Here is a 24426-nt window from a genome sequence, read left to right on the forward strand (position 1 = left end):
TCCTATTCGTTTGGCTTATGCTTTGTCAAATCTTTCTTCAAGAAATACATCAGCAATACGACGGTTAAGGAACCTATGATGACAGCCAATATATAAATAGGAGCATTTCCTACAACTGGAAGAACGATTAATCCTCCATGTGGTGCAGCATCCGTTGCACCACCTAAGCCTGCAATGATTGCACCTACTGATGATCCAATCATAATTGATGGAATTACTCGTAGTGGATCACTGGCTGCAAACGGTATTGCACCTTCCGTAATACCAATGGATCCCATTACAATCGCTGCCTTTCCAGCTTCCTGTTCTTCGCAAGAAAATCGGTTCTTCAAAAGAATTGATGATAATCCCATTCCAATTGGTGGAATACAAATAGCAACTCCTGCCATTCCCATCACACTCATATTGCCACTGGCAATTAATGCACTGGCAGTTCCAAATGCAACTTTATTCACAGGACCTCCCATATCAAAAGCAATCATACATCCAACTGCAATTGCTAGAATAACGGTTGAACCACTCGTAAGATTAGATAACATACTCTCCATAGAAGAAACTGCACCACCAAGTGGATATGCCAGTATATAAATATATGCTAATCCAACTAACAATGTTGTCACTAGTGGAATAATTAAAATTGACATAATTGGTTTGATTACTTTTGGTACCTTCCATTCTTTTACCCACTTCGCCAGATATCCTGCTACTATCCCTAAAATCATTCCTCCTAAGAAACCTGTCTTGATTTCAGCAGTGCCAAGTGGGTTATTCGCTAAATATCCAGCTGTTAACCCTGGAAGTAAACCTGGTCTTCCCGCAATTGAATAAGCAATATACCCTGCAAGTAAAGGAACCATAAAACTCATTGCAGCTTCACCTATGATATTGATGTTTTGCCACAATTCATTTGTTATAATCATTCCTTCTTCTCTTGCATCTGCAGTAGCCAGTGCGAACGCAATACAGATACCACCAACGGTAACCGCTGGAATCATATATGAGACACCACTCAGTAGATGTCGTTTCATCCCCTTCATAAATTGCTTCATACTAGTTCTCCTTATAATCCTATTTCACCAACTCTAACGCTTTATCAATTACTTCCTCCGTATTCGTAATGCAATCAGCAATATCAGCCTCATAGATTATTTTGTTTTCGAAGCGTTCCATTCCTTCTACAACCATTTCCACAGCCATAATTACTACATCTGCTTCATCAATTTCTCTTTGACTTAATTCTCTTTCAATCCCTATTGAACCTTGTGTTTCCACATGGCATCGATGCCCCTTTAATCTGGATTTCTTCTCTAAGGCTTCCTGTGCCATATAGGTATGAGCAATCCCTGTAGGGCAGGCAGTAACAGCTACAATTTTCATATCCTTTTTCTCCTTATGTTAACTTTCAATTAAGTGTAGTATATCATAGATTTCCTTCTCACTGTTTGATGTCAACAACGCACTACGAAAATCTTCATCCATCAGATTTCTTGCAATCTCTGCCAGAATTTTCAGATGAGTATCACTACGATTTTTCATTGGCACCCCAATCATAAATACCATCTGTACATCTAAATCATCCCACTTAAAGTCTTCCTTGGTTCTACTAAAGATAATGAATGGCTCATTTACACCATCGCTTTGCCCATGCGGTATTGCGACCAAACAACCAATAGCAGTAGTAAATTCTTCTTCTCTACTTAATACAGACTTCTCATATGCTTCAACATTATTCAGTTTTCCATGACTGTTTGCTAACTGTGATAACTCTTTAATAACCTGATACTTATCGCTGTATTCCTGGTTCAGACAAATGAACTCTCTTTCCACTAACATAGTATATTCCTCCTTTTTATCTATCTAAAGCATACCATTCACTATTTTTATTGCCTATACCAAAAGATTACAACAATCACCACTACAAGTTGTACAGTGTCTGTTTTTTACAACAATGACACACCTGTATATAGAAATCGTTCACTTCTTTTTACATCATCTTTTATTGTGGTAAACTGAACTTATGAAGCCTTAAAATAAAAGGCATAAGATGAGTCCATTGATTCAATAGAAAGTGAGGTAATGAAATGGAACGTAAAGTAAAAGCTGTACAGTATGGATGTGGAAAAATGAGTGTGTATCTAATGCGCTATTTGATGGAAAAAGGAGCAGATCTTGTTGCTGCGTTTGACATGAATCCAGCAGTCATTGGAAAAGACATTGGTGAAATCATTGGTGATGGTAAGACGTATAATGTGAAAGTCTCAGATGCAAAAGATTTTGATGCAATGTTGAAAGAATTAAAACCTGATGTATGTGTAGTTGCTACAAGAAGCACAATGGCAGATATCAAAGAATCATTTGAAATCTGTGCTCGTAATGGAGTAAATGCAATTAGTACTTGTGAAGAAGCAGTATACCCTCAAAATTCTTCACCTGCAATTACCAAAGAATTAGATGAACTTGCAAAACAAAACAATTGTACATTAACTGGTGTTGGTTATCCTGAAATGTACTGGGGTGTATTAATTAGTACACTTGCCAGTTCAATGCAAACAATTACAAAAATTGAAGGTTCTAGTAACTACAACGTTGAAGACTATGGTATTGCTTTAGCTGAAGGACATGGTGCTGGTTTCTCACTAGATAAATTTGAAAAAGAAATAGGTATATGTAACGACTGGTCTTCTGATGAAATTAAAGAAAAAGTAGAAAGTGGTGAATATGTACCAAGTTATATGTGGAATCAAAATGGTTGGTTATGTAGTAAGTTTGGTTTAACAATTACATCACAAACTCAAAAATGTATTCCTATCACGTATGATAAAGATTTAAAGTCAGATACATTAGGTGTAACAGTTAAGGCTGGTGATGCAATTGGGATGCGTGCAATTGTAACGACTACAACAGCAGAAGAAATTACATTAGAAACTGAAAATATCGGAAAAATCTATACACCTGAAGATTATGATGTGAATGACTGGACATTTCATGGTGAACCAGATACTTCCATTGTAGTGAATAAACCTGCTACTGTAGAATTAACTTGTTCAAACTTAGTAAGTCGTATTCCAGCATTAATTAATGCTACACCAGGATATGTTACTACTGATAAATTCCCTGAAGGTGAATACCTTGTTCGCCCTATGAATGAATACGTAAAATAATAAATTAAAATCTATAATCAGCAATGATTGTAGATTTTTTTTAAGTTAACTCTTGACCTAGAGTTAACTCTAAGTCGTATAATGAAATCAGCTTAAGTACAAAAAGCATAAAGGAGGATTCTTATGTTAGGAAATTTTAAGTATTCAAATCCAACAACACTATATTTTGGTGAAAACGCATTGGATTATTTAAAGGAAGAGTTATCGAATTATGGAAAGAATATCATGCTTGTATATGGTGGTGGTTCGATCAAGAAGAATGGAATCTATGATGATGTAGTAGCAATTCTTAAAGATAGTGGTAAAAATATCTTTGAAGATGCAGGTGTTATGCCGAATCCTACTGTTGAAAAATTATACGAAGGATGTAAGATTGCAAAAGATAACAATATCGATCTAATTCTATCTGTTGGTGGTGGTTCATGTTGTGACTACTCAAAAGCAGTATCGGTATCCGCTTATGCAGAGGATGATCCATGGGAAAAATACTTTGCAAGAATGGAAGAAGTAGACAATAAAATTATTCCTGTTGGATGTATTCTGACAATGGCAGGAACTGGTTCGGAAATGAATGGTGGTTCGGTTATTACCAACCCTGAAACAAAACAAAAGATTGGTCATGTGTTTGGTGAGAATGTATTCCCTAAATTCTCTATTCTAAATCCAACTTATACATATTCATTACCAAAGTATCAGATGGTAGCTGGATTCTTTGATATTATGTCTCATATCTTAGAACAATATTTCTCTGATTCTGATGACAATACTTCAGACTACATCATGGAAGGATTATTACGTTCACTGATTCACAGTTCTAGAATTGCAGTTGATAACCCTACAGATTATGATGCAAGAAGTAATATTATGTGGACAGCAACATGGGCATTAAACACATTGGTTGCCAAAGGTAAAACAACAGACTGGATGGTTCATATGATTGGTCAATCTATTGGCGCCTATACAGATGCAACGCATGGTATGACATTAGCAGCTGTATCAATGTCATATTATCGACTGATTATGCCTCATGGATTAGAAAAATTTAAACGCTATGCAATCAATGTATGGGATATTAATCCCGAAGGAAAAAGTGATGAACAAATCGCGAATGAAGGATTAGATGCAATGGAAGCATATATGAATGAACTTGGTCTGGTAATGGATGCAAAAGTTCTTGGTGTTACGGATAAGATGCTGGATGGAATTGCTGATGGTACCTTTATCTCAAGTGGTGGTTATAAAACATTAACTCATGAAGATATTGTAAACATCTTAAAAGAGAGTATGAAATAGTATTTGAGAAACTAAAAATGAGTTCAGTTAACTCATTTTTTTTATGGTCGTTTAGCATTTCAAATCCATCCAAAGTTTTATTTAGAAATTCATTAAAGGATTGCATTGTTTCAAAAACGTTTACTGATTTCTTTATAAAGTCATCAGACAATAACTCTTCATCACTTACAAAGAATTCAAGATACCAACTTTTATACTTCAAATATTCAGCCTAAGAATGTTCAGGATCATAAGTCTTCGGAGCATTCTTTAGTTTTGTTCCTTTTACTTCAAAGTTTTTTGTGAATTCAGGATTCGTAATTATCTTCTCCCATTCATCTCCATGGTCAACAATATAATCACGAATCATTGTAGTAGCATCATTGAACATATCCACAAATAAACCTTTACATATGAATGACTGTTTGGTTTAATGCAAATGAAATAACCTACTGGAATGGATAACTTCCTATTTTCTTCTATGTATTCTTTTTATGAGAATGATACCATTCTCGATTATTATTTGTTGTTAGTTCTTTTAAGTATGTAATTATTTTTTCATGTTATCTCCTCCAACATTACTTATAAATATGCATTACTTACTCTTTATACTATCGAACTATATTTATACTTTCTATCAGTTTATTTTGTATAAAAGCAAAAAGCACAGACTCTACTAGGTCTATGCTTTTGGACGTTATAATAATTTATGTTTTCTTGGTACTCTAAACTAAATTATAAATTAAAGTGTTTCTTTAGCTCTTGCACATTTTCATCACTCATTGAATTAATCAAATTTGATTTTACTGAAACATATACTTGGGCATTCTTATCTAATGTTTCAATTAAACCAATCGCATCATCAATTGATGATCCACTTGAGAAAATTCCATGAAATGGCCAAATAACAACTCTCTTCTTTTCCATTTTCTTGGCTGTAGCTGGACCAATTTCTCCTTCACCACAAACCATCCATGGTAATACTGATAATCCTTCTGGGAAAACCAGACAACATTCTGAATTCATTTTCCATAAAGTTTTTGTGAATTCATCTTCATCTAAATCATGAATCATTGTCATTGCATTGATATATGTTGGGTGACAATGCATAACAATCTTATTACTTATATCGTCACTTAATCGTGCACGATGACATAATACATGAGCTGGCAGTTCACTTGTCGGTCTGCCTTCCCCATTTCTTAGTCCCCATAGGATATCATAACTACCTTTATGAAATTGAATAATTCCTAAATCTTCTTCATATCGCTTTTTCATTGTGCGAAAGCATGCGCCTGATCTTGTGATTAGAAATGATTTCCCTTCTAACCCTTGGGTATCAAAATCAACTTCCACAGTTGTAAGAACTTCTGTATAGTCTTTTAATTTACTTAACTCTTCATCAGATAATAAGTAACTTATATTTCCTGCATGAAACTCTCCCCAACCTGCTTTCCAAAAATAATGACATGCTTCAACGATATCGTCCATAAAGTCAATATTTAAAATACTCATCATAAATTCCTTTCATTTGTAAGACGATAATTAGATATAATTATTCCCTTCTAACATTTGAAGATGGAATTGATAGTTCCTCTCGATACTTGCTTACACTTCTTCTGGATACTGGAAATCCTTCTTCCTTCAAGATTACTTGAATCTGTTGGTCGCTATAAGGATGTTGCTTGTCCTCAAGGCGAATAATTTCTTGTATCTCTTCCTTGATTAAATTTCTAGGAGCACTCACACTACCTTGTTTTGAATAGGTTCGAGGTACTAAGGTGCGTAAAGGATAAGTTCCAAAGTTACATTTAAAATATTTATCCTGTAATGCCCTGCTGATAGTAGAAGAATGCAAACCAGTCATTTCTTCTATATCAATTAATCGTAGTGGTTTCAGATTCCTTTTTTCTCCTGTCTTAAAGAATACATCCTGATATTCAACTAAAGCCGTAATAATCTTTTTCAGTGTAATACTTCTTCTTGTTGTACAGTACTGTAACCATTTAAAGTCCTGTAATTTCTTAGAAAGAAATTCTTTACTATATTTATCTAATTTCGTTTGTTTATATAGTTCTAAGCTATTTTCATTTATCTTTAACTTCTTTTCAAAACCAGAATTTAATTCAATAACTATTTCATCCTCTTCGCTTTCAATATAAGCATCTGGAATAATATATGTAGTTCTTTCATGAATCGCAAATCCATTCGCTGGAAGTGGATTCATCTCTTTAATAAGTGATACAGCAGTTTTCACTTCTTCAATCGAAACGTTTTCTGCTTTTGCAATATAAGAATAATTCTTTATTCCTACATACTCCAAATAAGATTCAATAATTAGTTTGACCAAGGAATTTGATTTATTATTATCTAATTGAAGTAATAAACACTCAATTAAATCTCTTGCACCTAATCCCTTTGGTTCTACACTTTGTAGAAGTTTTAGGTAATACATTCCTTCTTTGTCAGTTAAATCAAACAGGTTACAGACAACACTCATTTCTTCATTCAGATATCCTTTTGTATCCAGTGACTCCACTAGAAATGTAATTACTTGCAGATCGGTTGTAGTCTTGATATATTTTTCCAGTTGCATTTTCACATGACTTAGTAAATCAACTTCGTTTGTATCAGCAATATCAAACTCCTGCAAATCATTATTATGTTTTCTGCTTTTTTTGTAATCAACATCCTTCTCAACTAAATTAGTAGCCGAGTTTAAATGATCATCAACATCGGAAAAAGGATTGTCCAACAGACTGGTATCTATCAGTGTTTCCATTTCATGATAACCCATTTGTAACATATTCATTGAATGTATTAGTTTTGGCGAAAACTGTTGTTTCTGTTTTTGAATAACTTCTAGTTTTTGATTCATACGTATAGTATATTATAAATTTTCAATTACTGATGACTATTCAGGAAAAACAATGCAATTTTTAATTACTTTTCCACTTGCATGTTCCAGTATAGCTTTTTCAGTATCTTCAATTGGATATTCATTCTGAACAAAGTCATCCGCCGAAATTGCATTCATTTTTAACATTTCAAAAGCTGCATTTACATGTCTTGGTGTTGTATGGAACACCCCTTTTAATGTTAATTGTTCATAGTGAACCTTCGTAGTATCTACAGGTACTGTAAGTCCCTTTTTCGTTCCACCAAAGAACAACACTTCTCCTCCAGGTCTTGCCATATCCAGGGCAATTGACCATACTTCTGGTAACCCTGCTGCTTCAATTGCAGCATCTACTCCACGTTTATCTTCAGTTAAGTCTCTTACTGCCTGTGCCTGATCTTTTACATCCTTAATGTTGATTGTTTCAACAGCACCAAGTTTCTTCGCTAACTGTAATCTTTCATCTGATAAGTCACAAGCAATTACGCGTGCTCCTCTTAAATAACACATGCGAATAAACATTAATCCAATTGGACCACATCCATTTACACAAACAGTATCTCCAATATCAAAGTTTGTCATTTCTGTTCCATATAACGCGCAGGCAAGCGGTTCAAGTAGTGCTGCCTGTTTGTATGACATTCCTTCTGGAATCAAGAATGTATTTAATTCTACGATTTTTTTGGGAACTAATTGATATTCTGCATACGCTCCATTTTTGAACTGGTTTTGAATTAAATCAACACACATTGATTCTTGACCTTTTTTACAGTAGTAACATTTTCCACATGAAGCAGAATTATGAGCAACTACTTTATCTCCTACTTTAAATTTAGTGACACCTTCTCCAATTGCATGAACAACTCCTGCTGCTTCATGACCCATCGTAAATGGTGGTTCATAACGATAACCTCTTTTGTATGTTTTTACATCTGTACCACATGTTAGCGTTACAACATTCTTTATAACAATCTCACCTTTTGCTGGAGTAGGCACTTCTGCTTCTTCCACTCTTATATCTTCAGGTGCGTAAAATAAAATTCTTTTCATTACTTCGTTCCTCCTAGTTTATGTAATATATAATTTCCTAAACACTCCAATTGTAGAGCCATCGTTACTGCACCTGGATCTAAATGACCCACACCTTTATCTGTGCGATAGCTTGCTCTCCCCCTTGCAGCTTCCATATTCTTTGTATTTTCTGCGCCTTCTTTTGCGCCATTTATAAACATTTCAATAATATCTTTTTCGTCTTTATTTGCTTCCAACCCTTTGCGATAACATACCAGTGCATTGTACAGACTATCCACCATTGTCTTTTGTCCTGGCTGGGTTTTCCCACGCTCCATAATTGCTTTCAGCATTGCATCCAGCATTGTATACAAACTGTTGATTGTAAGATCATTTTCATTTTGTATTGCTTTTGCGGCTGCTACATAGCCACTTCCATATAATGCTCCTGATGAACCACCGATTGCAGAAAACATTGTCATACCGATTTTTTTTAATAAATCTGAAATATTTAATGTTTTTAAATCTTCACTCATTCCTGTGATTTTCTCAAATCCCATATATAGATTTGCCCAATGATCACCGTCTCCAGTTGTTGCATCAAGCTCTGTAATGTAATCTTTCTGACCACCAATTACTTCTTTGGTTTCCATCATATATGCAATATAATCATTTGTATCTAATTTAAAACTCATCGCTTACTCCTTTAGTGCTGAAGTATTACATGGCATTAATAACAATTCTTTTAGTTCATCATCCAGTTTTAGTAAACTACAAGATGCTCCAGCCATTTCAATCGCTGTCATATAATTACCAACATAATATTTTATTGGCTGTAATCCATGTTCCTTTAACTCATGGTCAATATCTGCTGCCAGAATATACAATTCCATCAGTGGGGTTCCACCTAACCCATTGACCATAACAGCAACCTCGCTATTATCCCCATAATCCATATCTTCAAGAATTCGGTTGACGATTAAGTTACTCACTTCTTTTGATGTTCCTAGCTTTGTTTTTATGATTCCTGGTTCACCATGAATCCCCATACCAACTTCCATTTTATTTTCTTCAATTGTAAAACCTGCCTTACCTACTGCAGGTATGGTGCATGATGAAAGCGAAACCCCGAAACTGCGAACATTTTGAATTGCTTTTTGAGCAACTCTTTTCACTTCCGCTAGACTAGCACCACTCTCTGCTTTTGCACCTGCAATTTTATGAACAAATACCGTACCTGCTATCCCTCTTCGACCAGTTGAATCATCACTGTCTTCTACTGCCACATCATCCTTCACAACAACATGATCAACTTCAATCCCTTCCTCTTTTGCCAATTCCTCAGCTATCTCAAAGTTCATAATATCACCAGCATAATTCTTAATAACAAGCAGTACACCTTCTTTAGCATCTGCCAGTTGAATTCCTCTAAGTACACGGTCTGGTGATGGTGATGCAAAGACATTTCCACTTACTGCGGCATCCAGCATTCCATATCCTACATATCCAGCATGTGCTGGTTCATGTCCACTTCCTCCACCGGAAACAACTCCAACTTTTCTGGTTTTATTTTTTCTTGAGATAACAGCACCCTCAACATCATAATCGACATCAGGGTTGGTAATTTCAATTCCCCTTAACATTTCCTCAACAACTTCATTTGGATTATTTAGCAGTTTTTTCATGTTTTCCTCCATTAGCAAAGTGTGCATTTGTAACCCCTTTATCCTGATAGAATTTAGGGATTGCTACTTCATCGTTTCGCTTCTTCAATATAGCTGTGACAAGTGCACATACACCTGCCAGCAGCCAATTATTTGTTATAAACGATAATACTAATGACAGAGAAACAAGAAGAACTCCGACATACCACACAATATTTCTAAATTTATTCATGTTTACACTCCCATCTTAGTAATCGTACTATTATTCAGAATCTAATCCTAAACGTTTTTTTGCTTCTTTTTCTTCTTTCTTCATTGATTTGAAATAGAATACTGCCAGTACAGCAATTGCTCCACAAGCTACCATTCCAAAGATGTTACCATTACCGGCTTCAAATAAAGCCCATCTGATTTCTGCAATATCCATTCCCCACCAAGTGATTTGACCAGCTGCTAATGTTGTTCCTGACTTAACTGCAAGTTCGGTAAGCATTGGTGCGATTGCTGATGCTGACCAACATAAGATTGGTACCCATAAGTAAGAAATAATAAGCATCTTCAATAAGTTTCCTTTACATGCTAAGAATGCTGCCGCACATACACATACGTTCATTAGATTACCAAATGGAAGCGTAGAGTTTCCTGGTAATACTAATGCACATACAAGTGCTACTGGAATTGTTAAGATAATTGCAACCCAGATTTCAGGGTTTCCAGCTAAGATTGGCCAGTCTAATCCAATAACCAAATCTTTGTTTGGAAAACGTCTCTTCATAAATGCATTTGCTGCATCTGAAATTGGTGTTAATGCTGTCATAAACAGTTTTGATACCATTGGAAATAACGTTAGTGCAGTTCCCGCCTGTACCCCTAATAATAAGGAAGCTTGTCCTTGACCAGCTACTAATCCAATAATGGTACCAATAATAAATCCTAATACATGATTTTCACCAAATACTCCAATTTTATTTCTGATGGTAGCTGCATTCCAGTTTGTATGAGAAGGTAAAATTTTATCTAATACACGACTCATTGGATAGAAAACAATATTACTCAAGAACATTGGATGAGGAATACCAACTCCTGGGATTCCAGTTAATTCACGTACTTGATATTTTGTTGAATCTGAGTTCTTTAGTTCTAATATAATTTGTATAACAGCTACAACAAATCCAATAATTACATTTCCAGTAACAGTAGTAATCAAAAATGCAGTAAATACTTTATTACCAACATTCCACATATCTACATTTAAGGTATCTGTTGTTCCAGTAGCAATCATAATTAAGTTAATTACAATCTGTACGGGAAACATCAGGAAGGCATATTGCCACTGCCAGGCTAATCCAAGTGCTGGTGCCCAACCCATATCTAATGCAGTTAATTCAATTCCTGAGTTTTCAACAAATGCCTGAGCTGCTACACCGACTGTATCACCCATAAATGAAATGATCAGGTTAATACCAATAAATGCAACTCCCATTGTTAATGCAGCCGAGAATGCTTTTCCTGGCTTCAATCCTACGATAATCCCTATAATTAATAATACGATTGGCAGAAACACTGCTGCCCCTAAATCTAATAATGATTGAAAAACATCACTCAAAATTTCCATTTCTAGTTCCTCCTATTTGATTAACTCTATAATTTTTTCAATTGTTTCATCTCTTCCTACACCTGTTAATAATGGAATCCCACTTACTACAGGTATCTCATATTCTTCAACTACACCAACTACTGGAGTGATTGATACATATACATCAGCGTTCTTAATAAACATATCCAATGATTTAATATCTACTGCTTCTGCCTTTGCTAATGAGCTCAAACCTTGTTCTTCTAATGCATTATTAATTTTAGTAGCAACTGTAGCAGAAGTTGCAATTCCTCCTCCACAAGCAACAATTATTGTTTTCATGTGACCTCCTTTCTTGACACATATGAATTCTTTTGTCATTTACTTATAAAGCAATATTCTTGCCAACAAATGATTCCTTCATATTTCATGCGTCTTTTCGGTCTTTATATACACTATTCTATACAGTAATCTATTTTTAATCTACTATTTCCAAAAGATTGTAGGAAATGCTAAAATGTTATTATAAACAGTAGCATTCTCAGTAGTTTCCATATTTGGCATAAATTTTGCTTTACTATTAGGTAGGAGGTATATTTAGTCTATGAATGAATATAAAATTGAGGATCTATTATTTGAAGAATTAATCTTAATGGATCAAGAAGCGAGTGATTATGAGGATTTAATCACACAGATTGGAGAATTGGCATTTGAGAAGGGATATGTAGATAAAGAATTCTCAAAAGCTGTTATTGAAAGAGAAAAACTATATCCTACTGGTCTACCAACAAATAAAGTAAAAGTTGCTATACCACATGCGATGGTACGTGATAATGTTAAGAAGTCAGCAATTATTATCTCTAAATTAAAAAAGCCTGTGCTTTTTAAGGAAATGGGAAGTTCTACAGATAGTTTTATTCCCGTTGACATTGTCTTTTTGTTAGCCGTTAATGGATCAAAAGATCAGTTAACCATTCTTCAGAAGTTAGTAGGAATGTTTTCAGATGATGATGCTATGGTAAAGTTGAATGATATGAAAACTGCAAGCGATACGATAGGAGTATTAAAAGAAATCTTATCTCAGTAGTTACAAGGAGGAATTATTATGTCTGAAAAAGAAATTTTCAGTTATATCGAACAAGTTCTAACTAAAAATTATATAGAAGATAGGATTAAAGAAAATGAAATTTTTGGTATTGCTGCTAAAGAAATCGCTGAACATTTTAATCAATACCGATCAAATATCAGTGCCGTTCTTAATAAAAGTGTAAAAGACCAGAAGTTAATAAAGATTGAAAGTCGCCCTGTACTTTTTTTACCTATAAAAATATTAAAGGGTGTTTTTAATGTAGAACCAACAAAAGGTATTTATTCAGTTGAAGAATTCAAACAAGAGTTCTACAATATGAAAAGTAATACCAATGAACCTTTTGAATTACTGGTCGGTTATGATGGAAGTCAGACTACACAGGTACAACAGGCGCAATCCGCTATTCTTTATCCCCCTAATGGATTGCATACCCTAATCACAGGAGAAAGTGGTACAGGGAAAACCTTATTCGCAAGAACTATGTATTCTTATGGGAAAACAACAAAGAAAAAAGCAGAGGATGAGTATCCATTTGTTGAATTTAACTGTGCGGATTATTACCATAATCCACAACTGTTATTGTCACAGTTATTTGGTCATATCCGTGGTGCGTTTACAGGGGCTACTCAGGAAACAGTTGGATTAGTAGAAAAAGCAAATGGTGGAATTTTATTTCTTGATGAAATTCACCGACTTCCTCCCGAAGGACAGGAACTACTATTCTACTTAATGGATACAGGTCAGTATCGTAAACTAGGAGAAGCCAATTCTATTCGCAAGGCCAGTGTATTAATTATTGGAGCAACTACAGAAGATCCCAATGATGTATTACTTAAGACCTTTAAGCGAAGAATACCTTTATCAATTCAGTTACCTGCATATCGTGAACGTCCTCTGAAGGAACGTTTGGAGATTATTGAACGATTATTTATAAAAGAAGCAATTGTTACCCAACGTACTTATATTATTGAGTCAGATATCGTAAAAGCATTAGCAACATTTGACTTCCCTGGTAACATTGGTCAGTTAGCCTCAGAAATAAAAATTCTATGTGCTCGTTCTTTCTTAGAAAATCAAAGTCAGGAGTCTTATGAAATTAACATTCCTTATGATTTCTTAGCAAACAACATTAAGAAGTCCTACGAGAAAAAGTCAAAGAGTAATGATGATTTTCGTAAAGAACTTGCAAAGTATAATTTTGATATGATTATAAGTCCATCAAATACAATTCAATATCAAGAAGATAAGATTCTAGATGAAAAATCATATAAGAATTTAATCAAAGAAATCAACATCTATTCCAAACAAGGATTATCCAGTAAACAGCTGGCAGAGAAAATGAATGCCACAGTTACTGACTATTACAATGATGTTTTAGACCGTATGTATTTTAAGGGAGTCAACAAAGAAGAAATCTATAAAATTGTAGATCAGGAGATTGTTGACTTTTCAATCGAAATCATGAAAGAAATTCATGAAGATTTAAATGTCAATATTACTCAGCAACATATCTTAGTTCTTGCATTTCATTTGAAGTTTTTAATTGATCGAGTAAAGAATAAAAATCAAGTAAATACAACTATTGAAAAAGAAACAACAGATGAAACCCTTGTTGATAATATTATTGATCGAATTGAACAAGAATTTAAAATTCAATTACCAAGTGATGAGCGAAACTTCTTTCAGTTGCTATTAAAAAACATGGCAAATGAAAATATATCTACACGTCCAGAATTATACATTTTGGCTCATGGTAATACTGCAACAAGTCTTGCTGACGTATGTAATCGATTATTGAATACAAACTATGTAAACGCAATTGATGCTCCTTTGTCTCAAGATATAGAAAAAAGTTATGAGCAATTCTTATCTGAAGTTAAAAAATCACAACCTAAAAATGGAGTTATGATTCTGGCAGATATGGGTTCATTACTAAACTTTGGAAAACGAATGAGTGAAGAAACTGGTATTGCCAGTCATACGATTCCAAATGTAACTACTGCTCTTGCATTAGACTTAGCTCATATTATGTTGAATCGTAATGAACATGTAGATTTGATTTATAATGAATACTTAATAAAAAATAAAAGTGTTCCTGCCAGTGAGAAAAGTAAAAAAGAACCTGCAATTTTATCCGCATGTTCTTCAGGTAAAGGAACAAGTGTTGCCTTTCAATCAACGATAGAAGATATTCTAAAACAAAATGATTTAGATTTTATATCTGTATTCTCAATCAATAATGCAGACCTTCAAAATAAAGCAGACAGTTATCAGGAAATCTTAAATAATTACAATATTATTGCAGTTGTAGGAAATGTACACATCAATACGGATGTTCCATTCTTTCATATCTCAAGTATTGTATCTAAAGAAAAAGAAAGTCAGTTTATTGAATTTATTAAAAACTCAAATACTGGGTATCCAAGTGAAAATGTTAATCATGAACATAGTGATTATGATGATGTTATTCATTTCTTAGAGAAACATGTAATGTATGTGAATCCAGTAGCTGCAGTAAAAACATCATCAAAGTTTGTAGATTCTTTATTTAAAGAGTTTAAGCCATCTGAAAAGAAAAGTAATTCTTTACGAATGTCATTAATCATTCACTTAGGATTTATGATTGAAAGAATCATTGTAGATAGAAGAATTCAATATGAAGATAAGCAAATATTTATCAAAGATAATCTAGAAAGTTTTAATATTATTAGAAATTTAATCTCTGTTATTGAAAATGCATTTGAGATTGAAATTCATGATGATGAAATTTGTTATATTATTGTTACTCTTGAAGCAAAGGAAATGCAGGAATAAACTAAAAAGGAAAAGTTCAACTTTTCTTTTTTTATACTACATTTGCTTTCCATTCATTATACAACATAGCCATAGGCTCTTTGCTCGCATAATTCTTATCTAGGTCCTCGTTAAATATCTTATACCAATAGTCTTCCATACCTTTATAATTTATCGATATTTCATTATTTTCAAACTCTATTGTAATTACATGACTAGGATGTTCTTCCCTTTGAATAATTGCAGTATACGCATGTAAGATGGTTAAATGGAGATAATAATCATCTTTATCAATTAGTTCCACATTATCTATCCATCCATTACTTTCAGAATAATATAAAAAACGAACTTGAAGAAAATAGCGATCATAATGCAAATAAATCTTCAATCTATCAAACGGCTCATCTACCATCTTTCTAATTAATGGAATTAGTGATTCATATGAATACTCTATTTCACCAATCCATTTTTTTATTCTCTCACTCACTGGATAATAATCTTTACTAACTTCGAAAGAAAAAGTCTCCACAAAAGAAGATAATTTCCAATGGTAATATCTATATATCTGATAAATATGACATCCCACTGTATCATCAACGCCTCTATCTTCTGAATCACTAATTGTATTTTCTATCCATAATTCTTGAAGAAATTCCTTAAGTTTATTACAACCATCTTCGTTATTTCCATAACATCTTGAAAGTACACTCCATCCATTAATAGATGCAGAATGAGCAATTGATACAGATTCCTTGTAAAACAACCATTTTTGCATAGGATAATTAAAGTTTGTTTCAAGTTTATTATCTGGGCTTAATCCTGCATGATAAGTAAAACCTGAAAAAAAGTTTCCAACATAATCTAAACGATTTTTCCCCACATACAAACCTGGTCTCTCCAATACTGCAAAAAGTATCTCCTGTTCTTTATTCATAATCCCTCCAATTTTCCCTACTTAAACTCACAAGAATTTAAATGATCATTTACCAACCCCATTGCTTGCATATATGCATAACAAATTGTTGGTCCAACAAACTTGAATCCTCTTTTTCTTAATGACTTACTAAGCGTTTCTGCTTCCTTAGAAACAACAGGCAAGTCCTCTGTTTTCTCTATGCTATTTACGATTGGATTATTATCTACAAACTCCCATAGATATTTACTGAAACTACCATATTCTTTTTGAACATCCAAAAAGCAATCTGCATTAATTTTCAATGCCTGTAATTTTAAACGATGACGAATTACACCTTCGTTTTTCATCAGTTGTTCGACTTTATCTTCATCATAATCCTTTAATATCATAGGATCAAAATTATCAAATGCTTTTCTCATTGTTTCTCTTCTTTTTAATACAATATCCCATGATAATCCAGCCTGCATACCTTCTAGTATTAAAAACTCAAATAATATCTTATCATCATAAACTGGTTTCCCCCACTCTTTATCATGGTATTCAATATTTAACTCATTTGATGGCCAATCACATCTTTTCATAACCATTTTCTCCTCTTTTTCTTATTTAATCGTTTTATTTCTTTATAAAATATCTTTATTATTATAGAAAAATCGTCTTCATTTACTCGTCTATCTATATCGCTTACAAAATAATGTGATGAATCATCAATCATTAATAAAGCATAGGTAAAAATCTCATTGTTTTTCCATATTAAGTAAAGAGTAAATGTACTGTTATCTTCATCTAGAAGAATTTGTTTAAACTCTTCATAAGAATAATCAGGTTTTATTGCATTTGTTTCTATCCCCATTTGCTTCATTTTATCAAAAAGCTGTTCTTCCGTTATTGAGAAGTCACAATTACTGTCTATATTTCTCTCACAATAGATATAAGGTAATAGGTTAGATACATCATCTACTCTGGAATCATATCTTTTTAATTCAAACATATTAAATCCTTTCCGATATTAACTTTGAGGTTTCATCTACATTGGTTTTAGATTTTTATTTAAACGATCTACCATCCAAGCCAAACGTTTTTCTCTACCAGCATCTGTTTTCGCATCAAAATACGCTCGTGTGTAGGTTTTCTTAACTGATGGTGACATTGCCATAAAGTTTGTGTAAGCTAGCTCATATGCCTTTAATATCTCTGCTACAGCATCAATATGTTCTTCACCTAATGTAGCTGCTTTTGGTGCATCCCATTGTCCATTCTTTTTGGCATCTGCTATTTTGGCTTTTCCATGTTCAGTAACCAATCCTTGATCAAGAAGTTTTTGAACCAACTTCTTATTTTTTTCAGACCACTTACTATTTGCAGTGCGACGTGCAAAATATTTCTTATACTTTGTATCATCAAGGCTTTGCATTTGTCCATCAATCCAGCCAAAGCATAACGCTTCCTCTAATGCATCATTTGCACTTAAAGTTTTAGGACCACCCTTTTTTCCAAACAATAGCCATACTCCATCACTTGTTTCTCCATTCTTCATTAACCATTCATGAAATACTTCTCTACTCGCAAATTCTAAAATATCACTCATATATCTTTCCTCCTTTTTATTTTAATCTTAATTAGGATATTCTCCATAAAACCATAAATCACATTCAAATACTTCATCATCTATTATCTTCTCATGATAACAACTTTCATATAATGAAGTTTCTATATTACGCCCTTTACTAAATGAATACTCTTGTTTTATAGGCTTCCAAAATTGTTCAGGACCATTTCGGTTCTAAAAAGAATTATAGTATTCTTCATCATAAAAGATAATAATCTGCGAACTCCAATAATAAGGAACTGATATCACTGCAACAATCTTACAAAATGATAAATCTTTAGGCTTCTTAGAAATAAATGATTCTGTTTTCCTTAGCCATTCTCTACAAAATGCTGTTTTTACTTTTTCACTTGTTTTATTACTTTCAATAAACATACTGCTTGGAACATGAAAATGTTCATAACGATCATCTGTTTCCAGAAAAGGGGTGAACTCATTTATATGTTTCAACATTCCATTTAACCTACGTCCCTGACCTCGTTGTTTTTTCTTATCCAATCATCTTCTCCTTATGTAAATTCCATTCGTCTATTTAGTATAAGTATAACAGGTTTTATAGTAAGAAAAAAAGAAGCAAATAGAAACGATGTTCTACTTGCCTCTTTTTTCGTTTATCGCTCCAATACTACAATGAATGCATTTTGTATTAGAGCGCTCTCTCGTGCATAAAGATTGTTATCTATAGGTGAGGGCGAGTCACTACAAGATTACTTAAGTTTACCGTTTGTTGAAGGGCGGGAACAACTTGTCTTTATGCTCTTTATGCACATATCCTTTACTCAGCTTTCTTTCTTCTTATCGCTGTAAAGACCAAGGTTGCTGACATACCCAACATTACCAATAATAACGTAATATTTGTATTGTCTCCTGTATTGACTACTGATGTAGAATTTGCATTGTTTCCTGTTGTACCAGGAGCCAATCCTGCATGTTTTTCTACTACAGTATGTGTAACTTCATTTGAGTTGATAGTTTTATTACCTATACTCATTTGTGCTACGTTCCTAATTTTATTATTATCAAACTTTGCAATTTGACTTACTCTCACTCTAAAACTTACAACAACTGATTTACCTTTCTCAATTTTACCAATTGTCCATTCTAACTTTCCATTATTGTTTATTTTACCTGCAGCTGGATCAGATGCATACATACTGCTTGTATCCAATTCCATACCTGAAGTTAATGTATCACTAATTACAACATTCTTTAATGTTGTATCGCCTGTATTCTTTACTTCAATAAAGTAAGTAATATAATCTCCTCGTTTCACTTGTGTTCCTGAACCAGGATTACTAGTCTTTGTGATTGTATAACTTGTTGTATCATCTACGACTGGAGGATTCACAATTGGTGGAGTAACCGTACCATCTTTTTTCACAGTATGAATTACTTCATTTGAATTTGTTATTTTTCCACTTACCTCCATCTGTGCAATATTAGTTACTTTATTTGTTGAAATCGTTGCCGTTTCACTAACCTTTACTTTGAATGTTAATGTGATTGTTTCACCTTTTGCAACTTCATTAATCTTCCATGTTAATACACTATTCGTATTTGACATAGCAACACCTGCTTTGGATGTTGTCATACTATTTTCTTCAAAGACTACACCTGCATCTAATATATCTGTTACATCTACATTCTTTAATACTGTATCCCCAGTATTTTTAACTTCAATTGAATATGTTAGTGTATCTCCTCGTTTTACTTCACTACCTGATACTGGATTACTTGATTTTTTGATTGTATAAGATGTTGTTGGAGTTACTGGATCTTCTTTTTTTACGGTATGTTTTACTTCATTTGAATTTTTTGAGTCACTACCAACTTCCATCTTTGCAGTATTTTTAATTGTATCGTTTGTAATCGTAGCAGTATCACTTACCTTTACTTTAAATGTTAACGTAACAGTTTCGTTTTTGGCTACTTCATCAATTACCCACTCTAATGTTCCATTATTATTAGTTTTTGTAACAGTAGCTTTTGAAGCAGTCATACTGTTTTCTTCATAAACAACACCAGCATCTAATACATCACTTACCTTCACATTCTGCAATACTGTATCACCAGTGTTTTTCACAGCAATCGAGTATGTAATTGTATCTCCTCGTTCAACCTCAGTTCCTGTACCTGGGTTACTTGTTTTCGTAATTGTATACGAAGTAACAGGTGTGGGAACTGGATCCCATTGTGCATACAAATCTACATTTCTGGCTGGCATTAAAAATGTTTCTCCGCCATCATAATTTGTACTTGTACCATTTGCCAGTAAATTCCATCCATCAAATGTATGATCAGCTAATGTTAGGTTTGTACTATTTCCTTCTACAGTTACTGTATCATTTTCAAGATAAGATTTTGTAACTGGAGGAGTACCAACCCCACCATTTGCATGATAAGTTACTTTATAAATCACTGCTTCCTGTGTACCAACATAGTTTACATCATAGTTATTCAATGAATGTCCAACTGGAATACTCAATGTCTTATGTTGAACATCTGGATATTGTGCTGTATCTAATGGATCTGGTATATAAGCAATTGATGCAGTATTTCCATCATACACGGTATCACTACTTACTTTTATTTGTGAATGATCTCGAGAATGAATTCCACCACCATGCCCATTAGGTGCATGATTATCAATTATGTTAGTATCTCCTGTAATCTCTAAATCACAGAACTCGGCAGTATAGTAGATACCACCTCCTCCTGATTTCAAGTCACCAGAATCTATTCCATTTGCATAGTTTTTACTGATTGTTCCACCTTCAATATACACTTTTGTATATCCTGCATATGCATCAATCCCAATTACATAAACACCACCACCATTATAGCTTGCAGTATTTTCCGTAATTAAACTATTACCCTTAATCGTTGCAGTTACTCCTTGGCTAATATAAAGACCTCCTGCAGTAGCTGCAGTATTTCCTTTTACTACTGCATTATCTTGCATAACAAATGTATTATAGTTAGAGATGTATCCACCTCCTCCTGTACCAGAAGCTGCATTATTCAAGATACTACTATTATCTTTTAATATTGTTGCCGCATCGACTATGCTCAACCCTGCTCCTGAGTTTGCCTGATTATTATAGATAGATGCATTACCTTCCATTGTAAATGTACCACTTTCATTTCCTGCAATATAAACTCCTCCTGCAGAACTAGTAGCAGTATTATGATGAACGGTTGCTGAATCTTTCATCACAAAATTATTTATTTTTGAAGAAATTGTATAGGTATATACACCTGCACCTCCACCATTTATTGAACTTGTACCAGCAGTGTTATATGCTACTTCACTTGTTCCACCCATTGTGAACGTTGATCCTTCCCCTGCATATACTCCTCCACCAGCGTAATCTGAATGGTTAGCATAGCTGATATCAGTTCCACCAATCAAACCACCATTCATTGTAAATGTAGATTCTTCAGTGTAAATTCCTCCACCACGATATTCTCCGATATTCCCATAAATATGACCATCATTCATTATGAAAGTCCCTCTTCCAATATTTATACCACCACCGCGGCTACCTACGTTATTTCTTATTATTCCTCCATTCATCGTGAACGAACCATTGCTTTCAACACGGATTCCTCCTCCACCATAAGACTCATGCTCATTATTTTGGATGATTCCATCATTCATTATTACAGTTCCACTTTTGGCATAGATGGCACCTCCTCCACCTACTCCAAAAGAAAATACAGTACTATAACAGTTTTGAATAATGGAACCAGTGTTCAATACTAGTTTACCTGATGAACCATCAACCATTACACCACCAACAGTTGAACCACCATCAAGAATTACATTATTCAATGTTAATGTTCCTCTCGTATTAAAGTGTCTTCCTGTTCCAGAGTGTGTGATTGTATATGCTTGCCCGCTTGTAGAGCGAAGTACTACATTTTCATTCGCATAAATTGTAAGTGTACTATCTAATTCAATATTTGCACTTAATTCAATAATGAATTCTCTATTTGTAGGTGCATCATAAATTGCATCTTCCAACTCAGTTAGGGTTCCTACAATTCTGTCTGCTGGAGCTAGTTCCTCTCCCTTTATTTGATTATTTGTAGCAATTGCCCCTGCACTAATAAATGAAATGCTCATTAATGCGATTACTACAATCTTATATAGTTTCTTCATATCTTTTTTAATCCTTTCTTTGCTTTTTAACCTGCCCATGTAGAGTAATTATGCTCTACGTCATATCAAAGTTTTAAATTCATATCTCCATCTTTCGCCCTCCTAACAAATACTGAAGAAAGTGTTTATAGATAAACCCTTCAAACTATCATCTGTCAACAACACGGATACTCTTAAATTCATAAAAGTTCATTTTTGATGAAAATATTTAAATTTATTTTTGTGGATTATGATTATACTCTTTTTGTTTTTCTTTTTTTGAAGTAAAAAAATAACATCGTCACTAAAAACGTTAATATATAGACAGCAATCAGTAATAACCAATTAGTTGATTCTTCCCGATGCTCTTCCTGAAGAACTTTTACCTCTTCTAAGTTTACTGAGTATTCCTCTGCATTTTTTGCTTTTATATCTACTTTATCAACATTTTTACTTTTTTCAGTTTTTCTTGTTAGATCCATTTCTACTTTTTTTTCTACTTTATCTTCTTTATAAATAGCAATAACATTCATTGGACCAGCAACGATATCAATTCCCTGCCAATATTCAAATAGCATATCCTTTATATATGGAGCATCCATATGTGGTGTTATCTCTCCATAAGGAATTTCAATTGAATAGATTAGTTCATTATTGACGTAATAGTTTACTGGATAAAGAATAGGAACATAAATTGCATAATAGTTTTCTGACTCTAATGCCTTAAATGTTTTAATATATTCTCCACTGCCATCTTTCTCTGTATTAAAACCATAAAAATTATAACCTCCCTTAGATATGGTAGGAATCTCAATATCCTCCCCCTCATCTATATGATTGGTTACAATCAGCTGCCCGTTTTCATCATAGAAGTTAATTTCAACTTCTTCTGCATGAATGATATCAATAGGTAAAATAAACAATATTAAAAGAAGTAGCCCACTCCCTCTTTTCATCATATTCCTCCTTGCTTTATTCGCTTATATTAATGGTATACTCACTGACATTCCCTACGTTGTCATAAACATAGATACTCAAAGAACCATCAAACTCACCACTTACACTGCCATCTGGTGAAATTGGATATGATGTTTCATTATAAAGTACATAGGATGAATCGTAGTCTACACCTGAGTTATCGTCACTAATATCTAAAGATAATCCATCTTCCCTGTATTCTTTTAAATTAGCTACTGGTGCTTCTCGATCAATTGAGTTAATGGTAATTTCATAAGACTCATCATCTCCTGCAATTACTTTATAAGTATCATTTTCATCTGCATGAAATAATAATTTCTTATCTTCAATACTAACTTCAATTTCTTCTGCCCCCTTTAGTACTATAATATCTTTCTGTTCGATATTTTTATTCAATAGTACCTGCACCTCTACTATATTGTTGGTAAGTTTATTCTGATATACAATCTGATCTACAATATCTGAATCTGATTTAATAGCAGTATAGGTTCCCAATGTTATCGCTGTAGCCACTAATACAGATGCGATTACCTGTTTTGAAAATAAAGCTGCAACATTCCCTGCAGTAACTGATGAAGATACTGTTGCCTGTGTAATATTTGCCAATACATTACTTACTTGGGTACTACTCATCTGAGCGTAAAATGCCTGTTCTCTGAACACTTCAATAATCAGAGGTGACAAGCCAATTGACATATATTTTTCTGGACTAATACCTTTCTCATCTAACTTTATTTTTAAGTCTTCTTTTATTTTTTTTAATCTGGTTTTTACTGTACCTTCAGGTATTTTTAATACATCTGATATTTCTTTGATTTTTAATTCATCAAAATAGTACAGCATTGCTACACTTTGAAAACGAGTCCCTAACTCTTCCATTACTTCTTTAATCTCATCGAGTGCTTCATTCTCCTCAAATATTTCAACTTGAGTTTTTCCTTTGTATTTCACATTACTTACTTCCTGTACATCATCTAAATTCTTAAATCGATTCTCTTTTCGATGATACAACAAGATACAGCTGTAACAGGTTTTAAACAACCATGTCTGAAATGACTCCGGATCACGCAACTGTTTTATTTTATCAATCATTCGAATAAACGTTTCCTGAACCACTTCTTCTGCCCCTGAGTGATTCCGTGTATAAGAATAACTAAAACAATACAGTCGGTTTCGATAATGTTCATAAATCTTATTAAAGGCACTCATGTCTTTAGGATTCTTCATATATTGAACAATTATCTCTGTATCAATTCTTTTATGCGCATTCATTTTATATGCCCTCCGTTGTAATGCTAGATACTTTGAAATCA

The 24426-nt window shown here is 33.5% G+C and carries 25 protein-coding genes; 4 read left to right on the forward strand and 21 right to left on the reverse strand.

All coding sequences use genetic code 11. The features are described 5' to 3' along the window. Window positions 1-2: 2 nt before the first annotated feature. Genes J2S15_RS14865 through J2S15_RS14875 form a run of 3 tightly spaced genes read right to left on the reverse strand, consistent with a single transcriptional unit; the run spans window position 3 to window position 1833 of the window. The gene (locus J2S15_RS14865) at window positions 3-1049 is read right to left on the reverse strand and encodes a PTS fructose transporter subunit IIC (RefSeq protein WP_307409712.1); all 1047 of its coding nucleotides are present in this window, start codon (window positions 1047-1049) and stop codon (window positions 3-5) included. 19 nt (window positions 1050-1068) lie between these two features. Beyond that, entirely contained in the window at window positions 1069-1377 is a 309-nt protein-coding gene (locus tag J2S15_RS14870) for a PTS fructose transporter subunit IIB (protein WP_307409714.1), read from the reverse strand. An 18-nt stretch (window positions 1378-1395) separates the two neighbouring features. Further along, on the reverse strand, window positions 1396-1833 hold the full coding sequence (locus J2S15_RS14875) for a PTS sugar transporter subunit IIA (protein WP_307409716.1): 438 nt from the start codon (window positions 1831-1833) through the stop codon (window positions 1396-1398). Between the two features lie 248 nt (window positions 1834-2081). Between J2S15_RS14875 and J2S15_RS14880 the strand changes: the two genes are divergently transcribed. Together J2S15_RS14880 and J2S15_RS14885 are read left to right on the forward strand one after the other, a co-directional pair. Continuing rightward, on the forward strand, window positions 2082-3161 hold the full coding sequence (locus J2S15_RS14880) for an NAD(P)H-dependent amine dehydrogenase family protein (RefSeq protein ID WP_307409718.1): 1080 nt from the start codon (window positions 2082-2084) through the stop codon (window positions 3159-3161). Window positions 3162-3284: 123 nt separating this feature from the next. Further along, on the forward strand, window positions 3285-4454 hold the full coding sequence (locus tag J2S15_RS14885; protein ID WP_307409720.1) for an iron-containing alcohol dehydrogenase: 1170 nt from the start codon (window positions 3285-3287) through the stop codon (window positions 4452-4454). A gap of 211 nt (window positions 4455-4665) precedes the next feature. Here the strand turns inward: J2S15_RS14885 and J2S15_RS20390 are convergent, their stop codons facing one another. From J2S15_RS20390 to J2S15_RS14930, 10 genes are all read right to left on the reverse strand, one after another. Further along, window positions 4666-4848 (reverse strand): DUF2461 family protein, encoded by a 183-nt coding sequence (locus J2S15_RS20390; protein WP_307410093.1) that lies wholly within the window; start codon window positions 4846-4848, stop codon window positions 4666-4668. A gap of 64 nt (window positions 4849-4912) precedes the next feature. After that, window positions 4913-4987, reverse strand: coding sequence for a DUF2461 family protein (locus J2S15_RS20340; RefSeq protein ID WP_370872566.1), 75 nt, complete (start codon window positions 4985-4987; stop codon window positions 4913-4915). Window positions 4988-5168: 181 nt separating this feature from the next. Beyond that, window positions 5169-5948: a rhamnulose-1-phosphate aldolase gene (gene rhaD / locus J2S15_RS14895; RefSeq protein ID WP_307409722.1), complete on the reverse strand. Its 780-nt coding sequence runs from the start codon at window positions 5946-5948 to the stop codon at window positions 5169-5171. A 40-nt stretch (window positions 5949-5988) separates the two neighbouring features. Next, window positions 5989-7311 (reverse strand): RNA polymerase factor sigma-54, encoded by a 1323-nt coding sequence (gene rpoN / locus J2S15_RS14900; RefSeq protein ID WP_307409724.1) that lies wholly within the window; start codon window positions 7309-7311, stop codon window positions 5989-5991. Between the two features lie 36 nt (window positions 7312-7347). Continuing rightward, window positions 7348-8382, reverse strand: coding sequence for a zinc-dependent alcohol dehydrogenase (locus tag J2S15_RS14905; RefSeq protein WP_307409726.1), 1035 nt, complete (start codon window positions 8380-8382; stop codon window positions 7348-7350). Next, on the reverse strand, window positions 8382-9038 hold the full coding sequence (gene dhaL, locus J2S15_RS14910) for a dihydroxyacetone kinase subunit DhaL (RefSeq protein WP_307409728.1): 657 nt from the start codon (window positions 9036-9038) through the stop codon (window positions 8382-8384). Before dhaL ends, J2S15_RS14905 begins: the two co-directional genes overlap by 1 nt. A gap of 3 nt (window positions 9039-9041) precedes the next feature. Further along, a complete protein-coding gene (gene dhaK, locus J2S15_RS14915; RefSeq protein ID WP_307409730.1) occupies window positions 9042-10028 on the reverse strand; it encodes a dihydroxyacetone kinase subunit DhaK in 987 nt (328 codons plus the stop codon). Then, on the reverse strand, window positions 10009-10239 hold the full coding sequence (locus J2S15_RS14920; RefSeq protein ID WP_307409732.1) for a hypothetical protein: 231 nt from the start codon (window positions 10237-10239) through the stop codon (window positions 10009-10011). Before J2S15_RS14920 ends, dhaK begins: the two co-directional genes overlap by 20 nt. A gap of 30 nt (window positions 10240-10269) precedes the next feature. Continuing rightward, window positions 10270-11622, reverse strand: coding sequence for a PTS galactitol transporter subunit IIC (locus tag J2S15_RS14925; protein ID WP_307409734.1), 1353 nt, complete (start codon window positions 11620-11622; stop codon window positions 10270-10272). A 12-nt stretch (window positions 11623-11634) separates the two neighbouring features. After that, window positions 11635-11925, reverse strand: coding sequence for a PTS sugar transporter subunit IIB (locus J2S15_RS14930; RefSeq protein WP_307409736.1), 291 nt, complete (start codon window positions 11923-11925; stop codon window positions 11635-11637). A 262-nt stretch (window positions 11926-12187) separates the two neighbouring features. On the opposite strand from J2S15_RS14930, the gene J2S15_RS14935 reads away from it, so the two are divergent. Continuing rightward, the gene (locus J2S15_RS14935) at window positions 12188-12670 is read left to right on the forward strand and encodes a PTS sugar transporter subunit IIA (protein WP_307409738.1); all 483 of its coding nucleotides are present in this window, start codon (window positions 12188-12190) and stop codon (window positions 12668-12670) included. 18 nt (window positions 12671-12688) lie between these two features. Next, the gene (locus tag J2S15_RS14940; protein WP_307409740.1) at window positions 12689-15487 is read left to right on the forward strand and encodes a sigma 54-interacting transcriptional regulator; all 2799 of its coding nucleotides are present in this window, start codon (window positions 12689-12691) and stop codon (window positions 15485-15487) included. 31 nt (window positions 15488-15518) lie between these two features. Here the strand turns inward: J2S15_RS14940 and J2S15_RS14945 are convergent, their stop codons facing one another. The 8 genes from J2S15_RS14945 to J2S15_RS14980 form a co-directional block, all read right to left on the reverse strand. Beyond that, window positions 15519-16400: a hypothetical protein gene (locus tag J2S15_RS14945; RefSeq protein ID WP_307409742.1), complete on the reverse strand. Its 882-nt coding sequence runs from the start codon at window positions 16398-16400 to the stop codon at window positions 15519-15521. A gap of 17 nt (window positions 16401-16417) precedes the next feature. Further along, complete coding sequence (locus J2S15_RS14950; protein WP_307409744.1) at window positions 16418-16963, reverse strand: DNA-3-methyladenine glycosylase I; 546 nt, start codon at window positions 16961-16963, stop codon at window positions 16418-16420. Further along, on the reverse strand, window positions 16960-17373 hold the full coding sequence (locus J2S15_RS14955; RefSeq protein ID WP_307409747.1) for a hypothetical protein: 414 nt from the start codon (window positions 17371-17373) through the stop codon (window positions 16960-16962). Before J2S15_RS14955 ends, J2S15_RS14950 begins: the two co-directional genes overlap by 4 nt. A gap of 36 nt (window positions 17374-17409) precedes the next feature. Further along, window positions 17410-17970: a YdeI/OmpD-associated family protein gene (locus J2S15_RS14960; RefSeq protein ID WP_307409749.1), complete on the reverse strand. Its 561-nt coding sequence runs from the start codon at window positions 17968-17970 to the stop codon at window positions 17410-17412. Window positions 17971-18165: 195 nt separating this feature from the next. Then, window positions 18166-18489, reverse strand: a complete 324-nt coding sequence (locus tag J2S15_RS14965) for a DUF3916 domain-containing protein (RefSeq protein ID WP_307409750.1) — start codon at window positions 18487-18489, stop codon at window positions 18166-18168. A gap of 277 nt (window positions 18490-18766) precedes the next feature. After that, window positions 18767-22156 (reverse strand): DUF7927 domain-containing protein, encoded by a 3390-nt coding sequence (locus J2S15_RS14970; RefSeq protein WP_307409752.1) that lies wholly within the window; start codon window positions 22154-22156, stop codon window positions 18767-18769. A gap of 233 nt (window positions 22157-22389) precedes the next feature. Continuing rightward, window positions 22390-23091 carry a hypothetical protein gene (locus J2S15_RS14975; protein ID WP_307409754.1) on the reverse strand — a complete coding sequence of 234 codons (702 nt, stop codon included), beginning with the start codon at window positions 23089-23091 and terminating at the stop codon, window positions 22390-22392. 16 nt (window positions 23092-23107) lie between these two features. After that, window positions 23108-24385, reverse strand: a complete 1278-nt coding sequence (locus J2S15_RS14980) for an RNA polymerase sigma factor (RefSeq protein WP_307409756.1) — start codon at window positions 24383-24385, stop codon at window positions 23108-23110. Window positions 24386-24426 lie beyond the last annotated feature (41 nt).

Source organism: Breznakia pachnodae (assembly GCF_030814225.1).
Classification (GTDB): Bacteria; Bacillota_I; Bacilli_A; order Erysipelotrichales; family Erysipelotrichaceae; genus Breznakia; species Breznakia pachnodae.

What these genes read in the sequence shown, in the direction of transcription:
- J2S15_RS14950 (WP_307409744.1), bottom strand. Translation starts at nt 16,963, where the DNA reads ATGAAAAGATGTGATTGGCCATCAAATGAGTTAAATATTGAATACCAT.
- J2S15_RS14975 (WP_307409754.1), bottom strand. Translation starts at nt 23,091, where the DNA reads ATGAAAAGAGGGAGTGGGCTACTTCTTTTAATATTGTTTATTTTACCT.
- J2S15_RS14925 (WP_307409734.1), bottom strand. Translation starts at nt 11,622, where the DNA reads ATGGAAATTTTGAGTGATGTTTTTCAATCATTATTAGATTTAGGGGCA.
- J2S15_RS14930 (WP_307409736.1), bottom strand. Translation starts at nt 11,925, where the DNA reads ATGAAAACAATAATTGTTGCTTGTGGAGGAGGAATTGCAACTTCTGCT.
- J2S15_RS14935 (WP_307409738.1), top strand. Translation starts at nt 12,188, where the DNA reads ATGAATGAATATAAAATTGAGGATCTATTATTTGAAGAATTAATCTTA.
- J2S15_RS14960 (WP_307409749.1), bottom strand. Translation starts at nt 17,970, where the DNA reads ATGAGTGATATTTTAGAATTTGCGAGTAGAGAAGTATTTCATGAATGG.
- rhaD (WP_307409722.1), bottom strand. Translation starts at nt 5,948, where the DNA reads ATGAGTATTTTAAATATTGACTTTATGGACGATATCGTTGAAGCATGT.
- J2S15_RS14870 (WP_307409714.1), bottom strand. Translation starts at nt 1,377, where the DNA reads ATGAAAATTGTAGCTGTTACTGCCTGCCCTACAGGGATTGCTCATACC.
- J2S15_RS14920 (WP_307409732.1), bottom strand. Translation starts at nt 10,239, where the DNA reads ATGAATAAATTTAGAAATATTGTGTGGTATGTCGGAGTTCTTCTTGTT.
- J2S15_RS14865 (WP_307409712.1), bottom strand. Translation starts at nt 1,049, where the DNA reads ATGAAGCAATTTATGAAGGGGATGAAACGACATCTACTGAGTGGTGTC.
- J2S15_RS14875 (WP_307409716.1), bottom strand. Translation starts at nt 1,833, where the DNA reads ATGTTAGTGGAAAGAGAGTTCATTTGTCTGAACCAGGAATACAGCGAT.
- J2S15_RS14905 (WP_307409726.1), bottom strand. Translation starts at nt 8,382, where the DNA reads ATGAAAAGAATTTTATTTTACGCACCTGAAGATATAAGAGTGGAAGAA.
- J2S15_RS14880 (WP_307409718.1), top strand. Translation starts at nt 2,082, where the DNA reads ATGGAACGTAAAGTAAAAGCTGTACAGTATGGATGTGGAAAAATGAGT.
- J2S15_RS14940 (WP_307409740.1), top strand. Translation starts at nt 12,689, where the DNA reads ATGTCTGAAAAAGAAATTTTCAGTTATATCGAACAAGTTCTAACTAAA.
- J2S15_RS14945 (WP_307409742.1), bottom strand. Translation starts at nt 16,400, where the DNA reads ATGAATAAAGAACAGGAGATACTTTTTGCAGTATTGGAGAGACCAGGT.
- J2S15_RS14970 (WP_307409752.1), bottom strand. Translation starts at nt 22,156, where the DNA reads ATGAAGAAACTATATAAGATTGTAGTAATCGCATTAATGAGCATTTCA.
- J2S15_RS14980 (WP_307409756.1), bottom strand. Translation starts at nt 24,385, where the DNA reads ATGAATGCGCATAAAAGAATTGATACAGAGATAATTGTTCAATATATG.
- rpoN (WP_307409724.1), bottom strand. Translation starts at nt 7,311, where the DNA reads ATGAATCAAAAACTAGAAGTTATTCAAAAACAGAAACAACAGTTTTCG.
- J2S15_RS14885 (WP_307409720.1), top strand. Translation starts at nt 3,285, where the DNA reads ATGTTAGGAAATTTTAAGTATTCAAATCCAACAACACTATATTTTGGT.
- J2S15_RS14955 (WP_307409747.1), bottom strand. Translation starts at nt 17,373, where the DNA reads ATGTTTGAATTAAAAAGATATGATTCCAGAGTAGATGATGTATCTAAC.
- dhaL (WP_307409728.1), bottom strand. Translation starts at nt 9,038, where the DNA reads ATGAGTTTTAAATTAGATACAAATGATTATATTGCATATATGATGGAA.
- dhaK (WP_307409730.1), bottom strand. Translation starts at nt 10,028, where the DNA reads ATGAAAAAACTGCTAAATAATCCAAATGAAGTTGTTGAGGAAATGTTA.